Below are 15,331 nucleotides of genomic sequence, written 5' to 3'. Positions count from 1 at the left end.
GTTTACCTGAGCATCCACTTGCTCAACGTAATCACTTGGTACTCGTTTAACCCGTAGCCGCCAGGCGAGGCGCACCCTCTAACCAATCCCTGCGTTTACCTGAGCGTCCACTTGCTCAACGTAATCACTTGGTACTCGTTTAACCCGTAGCCGCCAGGCGAGGCGCACCCTCTAACCAATCCCTGCGTTTACTCGAGCGTCCACTTGCTCAACGTAATCACTTGGTACTCGTTTAACCCGTAGCCGCCAGGCGAGGCGCACCCTCTAACCAATCCCTGCGTTTACCTGAGCATCCACTTGCTCAACGTAATCACTTGGCAGTGAGAAACCACCCCTGCGATTGCCTAGCCTGGCGGCTACGGGTTAAACGAGTCAATTGGCCAGGCGAATCAATCGGCCAGGCGAGGCGCACCCTCTAACCAATCCCTGCGTTTACCCAAGCGTCCACTTGCTCAACGTAATCACTTGGCAGTGAGAAACCACCTCTGCGATTGCCTAGCCTGGCGGCTACGGGTTAAATTAAACGAATCTACAGGCCGGCATAGAACTGCTGCATTTGCACGGCGATGATGCCCAGGTCGGCTTCGAAGGCGCGCGAGAAATCGGCAGCCCGGTTGGGATCGCCGTACTGTTGGAGTTTGCCCAGCCCGGCCAGTCGCTGGGTATAGCGACCATAATGCGGCGACATGCGTTCAGCCAGGTAAAAGGTTAGACCCCAAGATAGTGCATATGCACTTTGCATGTCTTGTTTGAAGGCATTGTTATTGGTTACTAACTGATTCAATCGGCTTTCCAACAATGCAGGGTCGGCCAGCATGCGTTTGAGGATGGGCAACTGCTGAGGATTGACTCGAGCCTGAACTGGTCGCGAACCCAATCGGGCATCGAATACGCCTGGCTCTTCAAACATCGTGGCCAGTCCTTCGACGACCCACTGCGGATTGTCGGCCAGTCGTTCGTGCACCCCAGTGTTATAGGCCAGCTGATGCACAGCTTCATGAATGATCGTACGTTCAGTCTCGCTCCAGTCGGTTGAAGCAGTGCCACCACCCACCTCAAACAACATGCAGCGATTGGTCTTGGGAAAGTAGTATCCCATCAAGTTTGGCATCGACTTGCCGAGTTGCTGTTGGCAGTAGTGATCGAATTCGGCTTTACTGGGCAGGATGACTACACACAAAGGAAAGTCTGGCGTGCGCAATTGCCAGCCGCGCGTTTCAAAGTAGCGACTGTATCCGGCCAGCAAAACTCGGAACCGTTCGCGCCAGCGTTCAACATGTCCGCGCGGAGCACACAGGACGTAGGGGCCGACGGTGGATGTTTCGAACCCGGAACCAAACTCCGCCTGCAACCCACCGCGAGCGGCGGTCAACGATTGAGGCACAAAGACTTCATCGATGATGCGATGATGCTGGACATGAGCGACATCGACTTCCAACATCGAACCGCTGGGCTTGAGCAGCAAGGCATATTCTTTGTCCCAGTGAATCGGCAGCCCCGATTCCAGGCCAGCGGGCAACGTGACCTCCAGCAACTTAGGACGCGACTGGCCCCAGGCTGGTCCAGCCAGCAGCATTATTAATAGCAGAGTGATTCGATTCATGGTTACTCGGAATGTGACATAGGCTTCTAGCCTGTGTGAAGTATTGGGATAGGCTTCCAGCCCGCGATTAATGTGGCATAGGCTTCCAGCCGGTGTGCCACAATTGCATAGGCTTCCAGCCTGTGTTGTCCGAAACGCACGGGTGCGACATATCACACAGGAAACCTAGGGAATTCACACAGGCTGGAAGCCTATGCCACAATTCACACAGGCTGGAAGCCTATGCCACAATTCCCCACAGGCTGGAAGCCTATGCCACAAAACTTACGTCTTCCCGCGGTGGCTGGATGCTGGGGCTATGAGTTACCATAGAGGTCTGGCCGTAGCTCTGGCGATGGGGCGACGGCTGTAGCGGTTGTAACGGCGACTTCAATCTCAAGGCTCGAACGATCATGAGCATGCAAAACACTCGGCGATCCGGCTTTTACTGGCCGCAGCTGACCGTCTCTGGACTTGTGTTGGGACTTATGCTGGGGCTGGCCTGCCCGGCTGAGGCGCAGGATACGCCGGACACCTTAGACAAGCTGCCGGAGAAATCCGCTACTAAAGACGAGGAGAAAGTTAGCTTTCAAGAGGTGCGCAAGATCTTGCGGCAACTCGACGGCGAGCAATTGGAAGAGCGTGATCAAGCCGAGAAGCGGCTCATTGAAATCGGCCCGGCAGTTATTCCGTTTCTACCTGAGGTTAACGCGAACACATCGGGCGAACTAAAGATCCGCTTACAACGCATTCGCTCGCAATTGCAAACTACGAACATTGAAACGTTCTTCGAGGCTAGCCTGGTAACACTCTCGGGCAAGATGACAGCGACCAAGGCCATCGAAGAGATCGCCAAGCAAACCAGCAACGCGATCAAAATCGAAAATGCCGAAGCGGTTCCCGACACCGAGGTGGAATTGAAGGCCGACAAGCAACCGTTCTGGGAAGTTATCGACGACATCATGATTCAAGCCAATTTGCGGATCAACGCATATTCCAGCGAAGAAGGTTTGGTATTGGCGATGGATAACTCGGTATTGCCTGGACCCGAACCTGACTTCAGTGGCCCCTTTCATATTAGTGTCCTGTCCACTCAGACCTCGACGCAGTTCGGGGGCGCTTCCTCAGGCCAACTCGATGTTTCGCTACAAGTCGCTTGGGAGCCGCGCCTCAAACCTGTCTACCTCGAGTTGCCGATGGGCAAGATGAAAGTCGAAGTGGCCGAAGGCGGCGAGCTCAACTCGACCAACCCGCAGGCCAATCCGGAGATTCCGGTCAATTCCAATAGCGCTGCTACCCAGATTGATTTACAGTTTCAGAGGCCTGCGCGTTCGGAACGCATCATCAAGAAATTGACCGGTGAATTTGTGGCCGCCGTACCTAGCGAAAAGCACAAGTACATCTTTGAAAAATTCGGCAACGGCAAACGTCAATCCGAAACCTTCGGCGAAGTCACCGTGACTTTGGAGAATGCTCGCAAGAACGGCAGTGTGTACGAGATGCGCATCTTGGCTGAATTCAAAGCTGCACAAGGGGCGCTCGATTCATTTCGCGGCTGGATTCTATCCAATCGCGCTTACCTGATCGACGCTAAACAGAATCGCTTAGAGAATGTGGGCTTTCAATCGTATTCTGTTTCCTCTGAAGCAGTTGGTGTGGCATTCCTATTTCAAATCAATGGCGATCCGGATAACTACACCTTGGTGTACGAATCGCCGGGTATGATCACGCGTCAAGCGGTCAAATTTGAACTAGAAGATATTGATCTACCATAAGGCTCGATTTGGGTCTCGCACAAAAGGTCACGATGAAAACATTCTGCGTTTGCATAGTCTGTTGGGCGGTGATGGGATCACTGGCCATTGCACAGTCGCCTCCATCTTCAACCGCCAGCGATTCCACCAAACCTCAACTTGAGCCGACTAAAGTGTTGGCAAGCGTGGGCGAGAGTCTGATTACGGTTGCCGATGTCGATTTGGAACTGGGTCGCGCGGCGAGCAGTCGTAGTGATCTGCCACCAGTCCCCGAATCGCTGATGATGGTTGCCGTGGACGTCATTTCCCAGCGACGTCGGGCGCTTGAAAGCTTGAAGAAGAGTAAGAAGTGTGTGCCTGACTCAGTCATCGACAAGTGGCTGCTAGAAAATTCGCCGACCGAATTGAAACTAACTGCCACTCAGGCCCTGGCCGCTCGCGCGGAAGCAGCTAACGTTTCCACCAAGAACTATCGCGAGTTCTTGGCCTTTCGCCTGTCCTGGCCCTCGTATCTGCAGGGGGCTCTAACGGATGTCAATTTGGAAAAGCATTTTAAGAATCAGAAGGCTCGGTTTGATGGCACGCGTTTCGAAGTCCAACATTTGTGGATCAGCGTGCCACCGGGCAAATCACCCGAACGCGAAGCGGCCCACGACAAATTGAAGGATCTACGCAAGCAGTTGATGGATGGCCAATTGACCATCAGCCAGGCCGCCCTGGAGTTGCTGGGCAGCGAGGCTGACGAAGAGACCAAACAACGCGTGGCCCAAGAAGTCGAGCCCTTGTGGTTGACCGGCAATGGTCCGCTGATGCCCAAGATTATCGATCATGTATTGAAAACAGACGCCGGACAATATACCGAACCATTTGACTCAGCCAGTGCCGTGCACCTGGTGCACGTGATTAAGATAGAAGCTGGCACTCGTATGTTCGAGCAAGCTAAAGACGACGTGCGTAAGCACACTCTAGTCTTCCTGCTCGACTTCTTATCGCAGAAGTCGGCCAAAGAAATGCCGCTGGTCTGGCGAGCCAAGTAGACCGTATCCCAGAGAAACTAACATGCTAACGCTCTTTGGTAGTCGTGATGTTCGTTTAGGTGTCGTCTTGGGTGCCAGTGGTATGATGCTGCTAGCCTTGGCGACGGGTATTGGTTACTGGTGTGGCCGCAGTGCGGCGCCTCAGTCGAGGTTGTTGGATTTGAATCGCGTCTCGACAGCCGCCAGTGGTACGAACATGGCCGTGGCCACCGGTGCCGTGAGTGATGAAGCTGAAGGGGTCTTCTTTTTGGATTATTTGACGGGCGATTTACAGTGCCTGGTTTATTACCCGCGTTCCGGCGCTTTTGGCGCACGGTACTACGTGAACATTCAAGCTCAGTTGCCAGCTTCAGGTAAGAGTGGCCAATATCTGATGGTGACTGGTGCCGCCATTACCAATCGCGCCAGTTCAAACATGCGACCCGGCAACTGTTTGGTTTACATCACCGATGTAACCAGCGGAAAATTTGCAGCGTACACGGTGCCCTGGAACAAATCGGCTGAGAGCAGTTCGCAAGCTCAATTGGGTGCGCTGGTTTACGTCGGTGGTGGACCGATTCGCAACTATCAAATCAACGACCCCGTTCCCCCCAAGAAACCCGGCGCTGCCCAAGCTGCCCCCGCCGTTCCAGCCAAGAACGCCAAAGATCCCGTCGATCCTAAACCTAAACGGAAGAAGTGATCTTTGGAGTGCGGTGCCATTTGGCACCGCTTTGATGTAAGTGCAGTCTTTGGCCGCAGCCTGAGTCACCCTGGACGCTAGCATCACTTAGTTCGTGCAGGCTGCGGTACAGTTGGGTTAGGTACAGGCTGCGGTACGGTTGGGTTAGGACATCAAAGCTACGGCTAACGCCGCAGCACTCCATATGGAGTGCGGTGCCATTTGGCACCGCTTTGATGTAAGTGCAGTCTTAGGCCGCAGCCTGAGTCACCCTGGACGCTAGCATCACTTAGTTCGTGCAGGCTGCGGTACAGTTGGGTTAGGACATCAAAGCTACGGCTAACGCCGCAGCACTCCATATGGAGTGCGGTGCCATTTGGCACCGCTTTGATGTAAGCGAAGTCTTTGGCCGCAGCCTGAGTCACCCTGGACGCTAGCATCACTTAGTTTGTACAGGCTGCGGTACGGTTGGGTTAGGACATCAAAGCTACGGCTGCGCCGCAGCACTCCAAGGAGTCACCCTTGACAGCTTCCCTATACTATTGCGTACAAGATTACGGAGATCTTTCTCGGAGGAGGCTGCGATGCCTGAATCTCTTCCATTGTTTCGCCTTTCACAAAAATTAGCGAAGCTCAGCGATCTGCAACTAGGACAGGTCGAACGGCTTATTACGCAACTCGAATCGCTGAATTCGCGTACCATTCCGCTGTTGCCACAATCGAATTTTGATTGGCCGCACGCTCCTGTTCATCGCATTGGTGAACGTGGCATTTACATGGTTACCGGCGGTACGCTCCACAAGCAGCACTTCTTCCGTGAAAATTGGTCACTCGATCTTCTACAAGGTAAGCTCTTGGAGTTTGCAAAAAGTTACGGTTGGCAGCTCGAGGCGTGGGCTTGTTTTTCCAATCACTACCACTTCATCGCACGTGATGAACAAGCCAATCAACCTTTGGACCGCTTGATCAATCAGATACATTCGCAAACCGCTCATGAACTGAATAGTCGAGAAAAATGTCTAGCCCGCGCGATATGGTACAACTACTTTGATAGTCGATTAACTTTTGAGAAGTCATACCTCGCCAGACTGAATTACGTTCATCAAAACCCTGTTCGTCATCGCTTGGTGCCTGTCGCCAATCAGTACAAATGGTGCTCAGCGGCGTGGTTTGAACGAAGCGCTAATCCCTCGCAAGTAAAAACGGTGTACAGTTTCAAAACTGATAGACTCAATGTGCCAGATGATTATGAGGTTTGGCATGAGGGCTGTGACGTGACATACTGATCTTTGGAGTGTGGTGCCAATTGGCACCGCTTTGATGTAAGTGAAGTCTTAAGCCGCAGCCTGAGTGACTCTGAACGCTAGCATCACCTAGTTCGAACAGGCTGCGGTACAGTTGGGTTAGGACATCAAAGCTACGGCTACGCCGCAGCACTCCAAAGGCCCCCTTACGTCAGCGATTTCACGATCATGGTGGCGTAGGCGCCGCGAGGGAGGTCAAAGGTTAGGACTAGTTTGCGGCGGTTGGGATTGAGTTCGTCGGTGTCGGCGTGGGTGGCCAGATTGCCAGGGATCAACAGAACTTGGCGCAGACCTTTGCTGAAGAAAGTATCACGTGGGTATTTTACACGCACTTGATGACGATCCATGCTCCAGGGCGCGAGCACTTCGTTGAGCAACTCTTCGATGCCTGCGGGCCACTGGTGGCAGCGCGCCGACGGTAGTGGAATGCTGAGGTCGCGCACTTGAGATAAGACTTCCTGGCTGGTGGACGACCAAAAGGTCAACTCACCGGCGGCACCGCGGCGCGTGTACCAGGCACCAGCAGGCAAATGCGTTTGCAGCCAGCGCGACACAATCTCATTCCAAAGATGACTTTGAAAGGCGGCCATGTAGATGCTGCGCAAATCGCTGCGCAGCAGAGCCAAGGCACGCTTGAAGTCCGTAGGGTGATCGCACAGGTAGGTAACGATGCTGCGCCGATGCGAACGATCCAGCATGGCTTTGCACTTTATCCAATCGCCCCAATGATCGCGCAAGATTTGCTTCTGCTCGTGCTCACGCGGTCGGTCATGAGAATTGATTTCAGCAATGGCGAGAAACAGTGCCCGCTCGTAATCGCCCATGCACCATGGCTGAGCTACAAACTGACCGCTCTCGCCGAGCGAACCAAAGCGCTGATCATCAAAGTAGTTGGGCACCCCCTGCGCGATAGCCGGCACAATGGCTTGGATACTCTGCAAGCGTTCCTCAGTCAGATCGCGCAACGTAACTTCGAAGCGATTGGCGGCGATGTCTTTGGCTTCAAACGCGCGATTGGCTTGGCCAAGATAGGTCAGCAGAAAACCACGCTGCTCCAAATCACGCTGCGGACCTTTGTACAGAGTGATCGTCTGCGTAGTGTTGGCATGCCGGTCTTTCAGACCACCATAACCCACTGCGCGACGTGGCACGTTCCAGACGCTGAGGATCTCTGCAATGGCTTCAGGTGTGCCGATGCCACTCTTGTCCAAGCGATAGACTGCGAAGGCACCACCCGAGAGCGGAAAGTTGGTGACCTCGTGGACCACAAAGTCTTCCCGCAGTCGTTTCAGTTTCATGGTGATGGTTGGCTTTGGGCAGCTTGAGACTGGGAAAGCCTTAAGTTTATCAGACACAGGCTGGAAGCCTATGCCACACAGGCTGGAAGCCTATGCCACACTTAGACGTAGTTGGGGGTTGGTGGCCGGTAGTGGCTCAGATCGATCGACTTGAACCACTCGATGGTTTTCGTCAACCCTTCGCGAAGCGGGATCTTGGGTTGCCAGTCGAGCTTGCTCTTGGCCAGCGTGATATCGGGTCGACGGCGGGTGGGGTCATCAGCAGGCAGCGGTTTGGTAACCAGTTTGCCAGTGGCGCCGGTCAGTTCGATGACCAGTTCGGCCAGCTCGCGAATGGTGAACTCGCCGGGGTTGCCAATGTTGACCGGGCCGATGAAGTCGTTGCTGCAGTTCATCATGCGCTTGATGCCCTCGACCAGGTCGTCGCGATAGCAGAACGCACGCGTTTGATCTCCATCGCCGAAGATCGTGATGTCTTTGCCGGTAATGGCTTGGCGAATGAAGTTCGATACCACGCGACCGTCGTAGGGGTGCATGCGTGGACCGTAGGTATTGAAGATGCGTACGATGCGAATGTTGACCTTGTTCATGCGATAGTAATCCATGAACAACGTTTCCGCCGCGCGTTTGCCTTCGTCGTAACAGGCACGTGGACCAATGGGATTGACGTTGCCACGATAACTCTCCGGCTGTGGATGCACCTCTGGGTCGCCGTAGACTTCGGAGGTGCTGGCCAGCAGAATTTTAGCTCCACAGCGCTTCGCCATACCGAGCATGTTGATCGAGCCCATCACGCTGGTCTTGATCGTCTTGATCGGGTTGAACTGGTAGTGGCCAGGCGCGGCCGGGCAGGCCAGGTGATAAACCTGATCGACCTCTAGATTGATTGGCAACGTCACATCGTGGCGAATCAATTCAAAATTCGGCTTGTTCAGCAGGTGAGCCACGTTGGTCTTTTGGCTGGTGAAGAAGTTGTCCAGGCAAATAACATCGTGCCCCTCACCGACCAGGCGCTCACACAGATGAGAACCCAAGAAGCCGGCACCACCAGTTACCAGAATGCGATTGATTTGTGACATGCTTCCAATCTCAGGTTTCAATTTATTACTTACTTAGAACGTCGAACGTCGAACTTCAAACTTCAAACTTCAAACTTCATCAGGTCCAAGTCGCGGCCGGCGCTATTGTGTCAGATGGAGCGTGGATCGTTAAGGTCATGGGAGCTGTGGCCGCTGAGGCCAGGCCCGCCAAATCATCAATGCGGTCCAACGCCAAGTCGCGAAACTCTTCTAGCCAAGTTGGATTGTCGCTCAATGCCTGGTCGATAGCGGCGGACGGTTGTCCGTTAATCAGCGCGTGTGGTTGATCGCGGTCATCGAGCGAAAGTTGTACAGAAAGTTCTTGATCGCCCGAGGCCACTCCTTGTTGGCGGAGCCACGATACAAATCGTTGGCTCCAAGAAAGTGTGCGCTGGTCCAGAGCCTCAGGAGATGGACTGGTCGCGGCAGCATCCTCACCCGTGGTGGATGTCGAGCTGGCCGGTTCCTCGCCGGAGAGCAAACTCAGAAATTGACTGCCCGCCTGAGCGCTGGAGCGCAGGGCTTGCCCGGCCAGGCTGGAGATCGCTGGAAGTGCAGACAGGGATAGGCCGGGTAGGGTCAATTTCAAATCTCAGCTTACAAGTTTCAAATAGTCGTATTTGTGTATCGGCAATCTTCGCCCAATCGCTACAGTTTAAAGCGGTTGATTGCCCGTTCGGGTTACAGCCATTTTTGGGGCATCTGTTGCACACTGGGATCTGTCTGCTACATTGTCGGTTTGGTGGAAGTTCAGCCGCAGAGTGCCCGTTTAGGCTCAGGCTGACTTCAATTTTGGCCCGAACGCGACATAAATTGACGCAATCGAACCGAAACCTCACGAATTCCACCAGCCTCGTGTAATGCAGTCTTTTCTGGCGTTTGAGATGTTCCTTTTCCTGTTGCTAGCTTGCTTTTTGGCTTGGGCCCTAAGCTTGAGCACTCCGTTGATGGCGTGTCCATCCGTCGGTGCCCAACTACCTCGCCTTTTGGAAGCTGGCCGAGAATGGTGCGCGTGTCACCTGGCCTGGCAGTTCGACCGGATTGATTCAATCTGGTCACCATGTGCTCGGCAAGTGGTGGCAGAGGCACACCCCACCGTTTTGCCGGACCAGCTCTGCTGCGCCCAGCTCGGTGGGGCGCAGGTTGATTTTGGACTCATCCGGCCCCTGGAATCGGCTCGACAGTTTGGCTGGAAATCCTGGTTGAGCGATCCTGGTCGAACTCAGCACGCCAAACTTGTAGCGGCCTGGCGTGCCCAAGCGATGACTCAGTGGATGGCTCGGAATTCTTGAAGTGATTGGTTTCGATTGCCTGAAGGTAGCCTCCGAGAAAGGTGACTATCGTGGCAATAACTGATTTTCTACTCATTAGCCAGACTCCAGCCGGGAGTTCGCTTGGCTCGATTGTGCCCCTGGCTGTGGGCATTGTGTGTTTGATCATAGGCGGAGTGGTGATGAAGCTGCTCGATACAGCTCGTGGTCGCGATGCCAAAACGCGCGCCCAGTCACTGCTGGAAAAAGCCCAGTCGGATGCGGCCAGTGTCGTCAAGTCGGCGGAGCTGGAAGCCAAAGAAAAGGCTCTTCAGCAGAAGCAGCAACACGAAAATGAACTGGCTAAGGCTCGTGAACAAATTCGCGCTCGCGAACTGAGCCTCGATCGCAAAGAGGAAACGTTGCAGCAAGCGGCCGATGATGTCCGCAAGCAAGAGAAGATGGTCGAAGCCAACCAGCGTCGCGCTGCCGAAAAAGTCCAAGAGGCCACGCGCCGCAGCGAAGATCTGCAAAAAGTGTTACAAGAGCAATCGGGCGTGCTCCAGCGTCTCAGCGGGCTGAGCAAAGAGGAAGCCAGCACTCGGCTGCTCACCTTGCTCGAACAAGAGCTGGAACAAGAGATCGGCAACAAGATCATCAAGCATCAGAAACGGCTGACCGAAGTGGCCGATCAGAAGGCTCAAGAGATCTTGCTGACGGCCATGCAGCGCTACGCCGCCGCGCATACAGCTGACAGCACGACCAGCACGGTCGATATTCCCAACGATGATATGAAGGGCCGCATCATCGGTCGCGAAGGTCGCAACATTCGCGCCTTTGAAAAAGCCACCGGTGTCGATGTGATCATCGATGATACGCCGGGCGTAGTGATCGTCAGCGGATTTGATCCTGTGCGTCGCGAAGTCGCTCGTCAGGCTCTGGGTAAACTGATTGCCGACGGTCGCATCCATCCTTCGCGCATCGAAGAGCTAGTCCAGCAAACCGAAAAAGAACTGGAGCAATTCATCCGCCGCAAAGGCGAAGAGGCCGCCGACGAAGTCAACGTGCGCGGCTTGCATGAACGCATTATCTATATGCTCGGTCGTCTGCATTTCCGTACAAGTTACTCGCAAAACGTCTTGCGTCACTCGGTGGAAGTCGCCTTCCTCTCGGGCATGCTGGCCGAGATGATCGGCTTGAAACCCGATCTGGCCCGTCGCTGTGGTTTGCTGCACGATATCGGCAAAGCGGCTGATCATGAATTGGAAGGCGGTCATCCCAAGATCGGAGCTGACTTGCTGAAGCGGCATGGCGAAAACGACATCGTGGTACATGCAGCCCTGGGTCATCATGATCAACTGACCACGGAGTATCCCTATACGTTACTGGTGGCTACTGCCGATGCTTGTAGCGCATCGCGACCTGGTGCCCGCCGCGAGTCGTTGGAGCGATACATCAAACGCATGGAAGAACTCGAGTCGATCGCCCGCGGCTTTGAAGGCGTCGAGCAAGCCTTTGCGATTCAAGCCGGTCGTGAGCTGCGAGTGATTGCCAGTGCCAAAGATACCGATGATGCGAAGGCAGCCAAGGTTTGTCGCGATATCGCGCGGGCCTTCGAACAACAGCTAACCTATCCAGGCGAAATCAAGGTCACCGTGGTGCGCGAAGCGCGTTTCGTTGAGGTAGCCCGGTGAGCTCCAGCGATACTCTGCCAGGTTTGCCGACGCCCATTCCAGCCAAGCCCGGTTCACTGAGAATCGCTCTGATTGGAGATATTGTTGGCAAGCCCGGCATGCGCGTGACTTGCAAGGCCGTGCCGTGGCTAAAGGATATATTTCGCGTTAATGCCGTGGTCGCCAATGCCGAAAACGCAGCCGATGGATCAGGTTTGCGAGCTTGTGATTATCGCCGCTTGATTCAGAACGGCATCGATTGCATCACGCTGGGTGATCATATCTATCGCAAGCAAGAGATCATCGAAGTATTAAATAAAGAACAGAACATCGTTCGACCAGCCAACTTGTCGTCGCAGGCACCTGGCCTGCAGTGGGCGGCGATTTCAATTGGCGAACATACGCTGGTTGTGATGAGCTTCATGGGTCGAGTCTTTATGAAGCCAACCGACTGCCCGTTTGCCGCGGCCGATCGCGTACTGCAAGCGGTAGGGCAACAACTGGGCGACAAGCCTCGCGTTTGTTTGGTGGACATGCATGCGGAGGCGACCAGCGATAAACAGCTGATGGGGCGCTATCTAGACGGGCGTGTCTCGGCGGTACTAGGAACGCACACGCATGTCACCACCGCTGACGAGCAGATCTTGCCAGAGGGTACCGGCTTTCAATGCGACGTCGGCATGACTGGACCGATGGATGGCATACTTGGTCGCAAGACCGAACCGGTCATGCGTTCTACATTAAGTGGAACACCGGCCCCGTTTCATATCGCCACTGGCCAAGTCGAACTGCATGCGACATGGGTCGATGTCGACCTGGCCAACGGCCGCGCGCTGGCGATTGGTCGACTTCTCTTGCCAGAACTTGCACTCGACAGTTGGCGTGAGATCGTGGCCTCTGAAGATAAAGCTCGCCGCTTGATGATGTAGCTGTACAATCGATTACGCGTTCGGCTTTTACGATGGACAACTCTCACGCATCGCACCCACATCGCGCTTCGCTCAAGTCCAGACTGGCAGCTGTTGTGGCCATTGGGCTGGTGTTTGGCTTGCTGGGTATGGCTCGCAGTCTAACGCCTGATCCCAAGGGTTATGGAACGCATCAGCAGTTGGGCTTTCCACCATGCAGTTCCATTCTTCTCTGGGGCGGAAAGTGTCCGGCCTGTGGGATGACGACCGCCTGGAGTTATGCGACACGGGGGCGGGTGATCGATGCGTGGCATGCAAATTCCGGCGGCGCGGTGCTGGTGTTTGTCGCGGTCGTGTATGGTCCGTTGTTTGGCTACTATGCCTGGCGAGGTCGGTGGACCGGCGGTTGGCTGTCGCTCAGCCTGGCCACCAGTTTGACTGCGGCGCTATTGCTATCAGTGATTCAGCGGTTTGCCTGAAATTCGATGGCATGAGGACCCCGTCGAACTGAGTGCAACCATTTGATCTGGTCGCCTTTATCGGCATCTGCTATTACCTCGCCAGAGGCTGCTGGAGCGGCACACCGGGATGAAAGACCTTTTGCAAAGGATGGCAAAGGAATGCGACGCGCGACAATTGCTGGCTGGTTGCCTTGGATACTGATCGTCTGCGCAATCGTCCCTGCTGGTGGCTGTGTGAATTTGGCTGCCAACTTGCTGTATGCCTTCAAGGGCGACAAGATCGAGCCGGAGTATCCAGGCTTTAAGGGCAAGAAAGTGGCGGTGGTTGTCGGGGGTGAACGCGGCATTGGCAACGATGCCAGTTCGACGCTGATGACGCGTTACATGGAAATGCTCCTGAAGCAGAATGTTAAGGACATCACCATTATTCCGCAGGAAAAAGTAGGCAAATGGCTGAGCGAACGCGGCATGGACGAGCCCAATTACGAAGCGATCGGTAAAGGCGTCGGCGCCGACCAGATCCTGGCAATTACGCTGACCAATGTCTCCCTACGCGATGGCCAAACACTGTACAAAGGTCGCGCCGATATCTCGGTCAGCGTCTTCGACATCAATCAAGATGGCAGCGTGGTCTACCGCAAGAACTTTGTGGAGTACGAATTCCCCAAACTGGACGGTCCTTCGGTGGTCGATACCACGGAAGCCAAGTTCCGCGTATTGTTCCTGACGATTGTCAGCAAGCAGATCGGCGCGTTATTCTATCCGCACGATCCCAAGGAATTGGCCGTGCTGGATCCGATCGCGCTCAGCAACTAAACGTCGCTAGGCGGATTGGGACCCGCTAGGGGTTCCAGTGTTGGCAGACTTGCAGTCTGTTACTCACTTTCAAGTTGCCGGTTCCGCGTTGCTTTATTACTCGCGCTGAACTGGCTTTGCCCTGTGCCCCATATTTTTCGAACCAAAGATATTCGCGGTCGTTTTATTCTCTTAGGCACTGGTACCAGCGTCGGCGTTCCGGTGATCGGCTGTGGCTGCGATGTATGCACGAGCCCAGATAGCAAGAATAAACGCACGCGAGCGGCGGCGCTGGTGGGTTTGCCCGGAGGGAATTTGCTGATCGACACTCCGCCTGAACTGCGACTGCAACTAGTGCGCGAGGGCGTCGGGGTCGTGCATGCAGTTCTCTTTACACATGAACATGCCGATCACATCTTTGGCCTGGATGATTTGAGATTGTTCCCCTTTGTACTCGGCACGCCCGTGCCGTTGTATTGCGAACCGTTTGTCGAAGAACGTTTGCGGCATTCTTTTGATTATGCGTTTCAGGAAAGACCGCATACACATCCCGGCGCCACGCCTCAGTTGGAACTGCGCCGTGTGGGCATCGAGCCTTTCGAACTGCTGGGAGCCACGGTGCGGCCGATGCGTTTGGAGCATGGCCCGCGATTTCGCGTACTCGGTTTCCGCTTTGGCAACGTCGCCTATTGCACTGATACTAATTTGATTCCCGAGGAGAGTTTTGCAGTGCTGGAGGGGGTTGAGTATTTCATTGTCGACGCTTTGCGTTACGAGCCTCATCCCACGCACTTCCATGTCGAAGCTGCCCTGCAAGCAATCCAGCGAGTTTCGCCCCGCCTAGCCTATCTGACCCACGTGTCGCACGAGCTGGAGTACAACGCCATGCTCAGTAAATTGCCGCCAGGCGTCGAACTGGCCTACGACGGCCTAAACCTGCCGCTGGAACTTTAGCCGCTAAGTCGTTTAACCCGTAGCCGTCAGGCGAGGAGAACCTGCTAACCAATCGCTGCGTTGGGTTTGGACAACGTTGGGTTTGGGCAACGTTGGTTAGAGGGTGCGCCTCGCCTTCGGCTACGGGTTAAACGATTGCTCGTCAGGCGAGGAGAACCTGCTAACCAATCGCTGCGTTGGGTTTGGACAACGTTGGGTTTGGGCAACGTTGGTTAGAGGGTGCGCCTCGCCTTCGGCTACGGGTTAAACGATTGCTCGTCAGGCGAGGAGAACCTGCTAACCAATCGCTGCGTTGGGTTTGGGCAACGTTGGGTTTGGGCAACGTTGGTTAGAGGGTGCGCCTCGCCTTCGGCTACGGGTTAAACGATTGCTCGTCAGGCGAGGAGAACCTGCTAACCAATCGCTGCGTTGGGTTTGGGCAACGTTGGGTTTGGGCAACGTTGGTTAGAGGGTGCGCCTCGCCTTCGGCTACGGGTTAAACGATTGCTCGTCAGGCGAGGAGAACCTGCTAACCAATCGCCGAACCGGGCGTGAGCGTTTTTGCGCTCCCTTGAGAAAAACGGCGGTTGCAAGTA

At 54.8% G+C, this 15,331-nt stretch carries 13 protein-coding genes; 9 read left to right on the top strand and 4 right to left on the bottom strand.

Features of this window, described 5'->3' with window-relative positions; genetic code table 11:
• Nucleotides 1–529 precede the first annotated feature (529 nt).
• Entirely contained in the window at nt 530–1,603 is a 1,074-nt protein-coding gene (locus SH573x_RS30325) for a DUF1570 domain-containing protein (protein ID WP_479351978.1), read from the bottom strand.
• 392 nt (nt 1,604–1,995) lie between these two features.
• Here SH573x_RS30325 and SH573x_RS30320 point away from each other — a divergent pair, with 392 nt between their 5' ends.
• The 4 genes from SH573x_RS30320 (at nt 1,996) to SH573x_RS30305 (ending at nt 6,320) form a co-directional block, all read left to right on the top strand.
• Nucleotides 1,996–3,357, top strand: a complete 1,362-nt coding sequence (locus tag SH573x_RS30320; RefSeq protein WP_479351976.1) for a hypothetical protein — start codon at nt 1,996–1,998, stop codon at nt 3,355–3,357.
• Between the two features lie 32 nt (nt 3,358–3,389).
• On the top strand, nt 3,390–4,373 hold the full coding sequence (locus SH573x_RS30315) for a peptidyl-prolyl cis-trans isomerase (RefSeq protein WP_479351974.1): 984 nt from the start codon (nt 3,390–3,392) through the stop codon (nt 4,371–4,373).
• 22 nt (nt 4,374–4,395) lie between these two features.
• Nucleotides 4,396–5,055, top strand: a complete 660-nt coding sequence (locus SH573x_RS30310; protein ID WP_479351972.1) for a hypothetical protein — start codon at nt 4,396–4,398, stop codon at nt 5,053–5,055.
• A 563-nt stretch (nt 5,056–5,618) separates the two neighbouring features.
• Nucleotides 5,619–6,320, top strand: a complete 702-nt coding sequence (locus SH573x_RS30305; RefSeq protein WP_479351970.1) for a transposase — start codon at nt 5,619–5,621, stop codon at nt 6,318–6,320.
• A 164-nt stretch (nt 6,321–6,484) separates the two neighbouring features.
• Here the strand turns inward: SH573x_RS30305 and truD are convergent, their stop codons facing one another.
• The 3 genes from truD to SH573x_RS30290 form a co-directional block, all read right to left on the bottom strand.
• Nucleotides 6,485–7,636 (bottom strand): tRNA pseudouridine(13) synthase TruD, encoded by a 1,152-nt coding sequence (gene truD, locus SH573x_RS30300; protein WP_479351969.1) that lies wholly within the window; start codon nt 7,634–7,636, stop codon nt 6,485–6,487.
• A 101-nt stretch (nt 7,637–7,737) separates the two neighbouring features.
• Nucleotides 7,738–8,715, bottom strand: coding sequence for a UDP-glucuronic acid decarboxylase family protein (locus tag SH573x_RS30295; RefSeq protein WP_479351968.1), 978 nt, complete (start codon nt 8,713–8,715; stop codon nt 7,738–7,740).
• Nucleotides 8,716–8,794: 79 nt separating this feature from the next.
• Nucleotides 8,795–9,304 carry a hypothetical protein gene (locus SH573x_RS30290; protein WP_479351966.1) on the bottom strand — a complete coding sequence of 170 codons (510 nt, stop codon included), beginning with the start codon at nt 9,302–9,304 and terminating at the stop codon, nt 8,795–8,797.
• Between the two features lie 828 nt (nt 9,305–10,132).
• Here SH573x_RS30290 and rny point away from each other — a divergent pair.
• The 5 genes from rny to SH573x_RS30265 all read left to right on the top strand — a co-directional run bounded on the left by rny (nt 10,133) and on the right by SH573x_RS30265 (nt 14,756).
• Nucleotides 10,133–11,659, top strand: coding sequence for a ribonuclease Y (rny, locus tag SH573x_RS30285; protein ID WP_479356832.1), 1,527 nt, complete (start codon nt 10,133–10,135; stop codon nt 11,657–11,659).
• Nucleotides 11,656–12,567: a TIGR00282 family metallophosphoesterase gene (locus SH573x_RS30280; protein ID WP_479351964.1), complete on the top strand. Its 912-nt coding sequence runs from the start codon at nt 11,656–11,658 to the stop codon at nt 12,565–12,567. Before rny ends, SH573x_RS30280 begins: the two co-directional genes overlap by 4 nt.
• 32 nt (nt 12,568–12,599) lie before the next feature.
• Nucleotides 12,600–13,025 (top strand): DUF2752 domain-containing protein, encoded by a 426-nt coding sequence (locus SH573x_RS30275; RefSeq protein ID WP_479351963.1) that lies wholly within the window; start codon nt 12,600–12,602, stop codon nt 13,023–13,025.
• 141 nt (nt 13,026–13,166) lie between these two features.
• Nucleotides 13,167–13,823: a hypothetical protein gene (locus tag SH573x_RS30270; RefSeq protein ID WP_479351962.1), complete on the top strand. Its 657-nt coding sequence runs from the start codon at nt 13,167–13,169 to the stop codon at nt 13,821–13,823.
• Nucleotides 13,824–13,946: 123 nt separating this feature from the next.
• Nucleotides 13,947–14,756, top strand: coding sequence for an MBL fold metallo-hydrolase (locus SH573x_RS30265; protein ID WP_479351961.1), 810 nt, complete (start codon nt 13,947–13,949; stop codon nt 14,754–14,756).
• Nucleotides 14,757–15,331: the final 575 nt, after the last annotated feature.

The sequence above is a fragment of the Rania fehmarnensis genome, from assembly GCF_056494185.1.
The sequence above is the reverse complement of the archived record's forward strand: the minus strand, read 5'-3'. Positions and strand labels throughout refer to the sequence as shown.

Bases quoted from the DNA above. Each gene is read 5' to 3' on its own strand.
- SH573x_RS30315 (WP_479351974.1), top strand. From the start codon at position 3,390: ATGAAAACATTCTGCGTTTGCATAGTCTGTTGGGCGGTGATGGGATCA.
- SH573x_RS30295 (WP_479351968.1), bottom strand. From the start codon at position 8,715: ATGTCACAAATCAATCGCATTCTGGTAACTGGTGGTGCCGGCTTCTTG.
- SH573x_RS30325 (WP_479351978.1), bottom strand. From the start codon at position 1,603: ATGAATCGAATCACTCTGCTATTAATAATGCTGCTGGCTGGACCAGCC.
- truD (WP_479351969.1), bottom strand. From the start codon at position 7,636: ATGAAACTGAAACGACTGCGGGAAGACTTTGTGGTCCACGAGGTCACC.
- SH573x_RS30305 (WP_479351970.1), top strand. From the start codon at position 5,619: ATGCCTGAATCTCTTCCATTGTTTCGCCTTTCACAAAAATTAGCGAAG.
- SH573x_RS30310 (WP_479351972.1), top strand. From the start codon at position 4,396: ATGCTAACGCTCTTTGGTAGTCGTGATGTTCGTTTAGGTGTCGTCTTG.
- SH573x_RS30275 (WP_479351963.1), top strand. From the start codon at position 12,600: ATGGACAACTCTCACGCATCGCACCCACATCGCGCTTCGCTCAAGTCC.
- SH573x_RS30270 (WP_479351962.1), top strand. From the start codon at position 13,167: ATGCGACGCGCGACAATTGCTGGCTGGTTGCCTTGGATACTGATCGTC.
- SH573x_RS30320 (WP_479351976.1), top strand. From the start codon at position 1,996: ATGAGCATGCAAAACACTCGGCGATCCGGCTTTTACTGGCCGCAGCTG.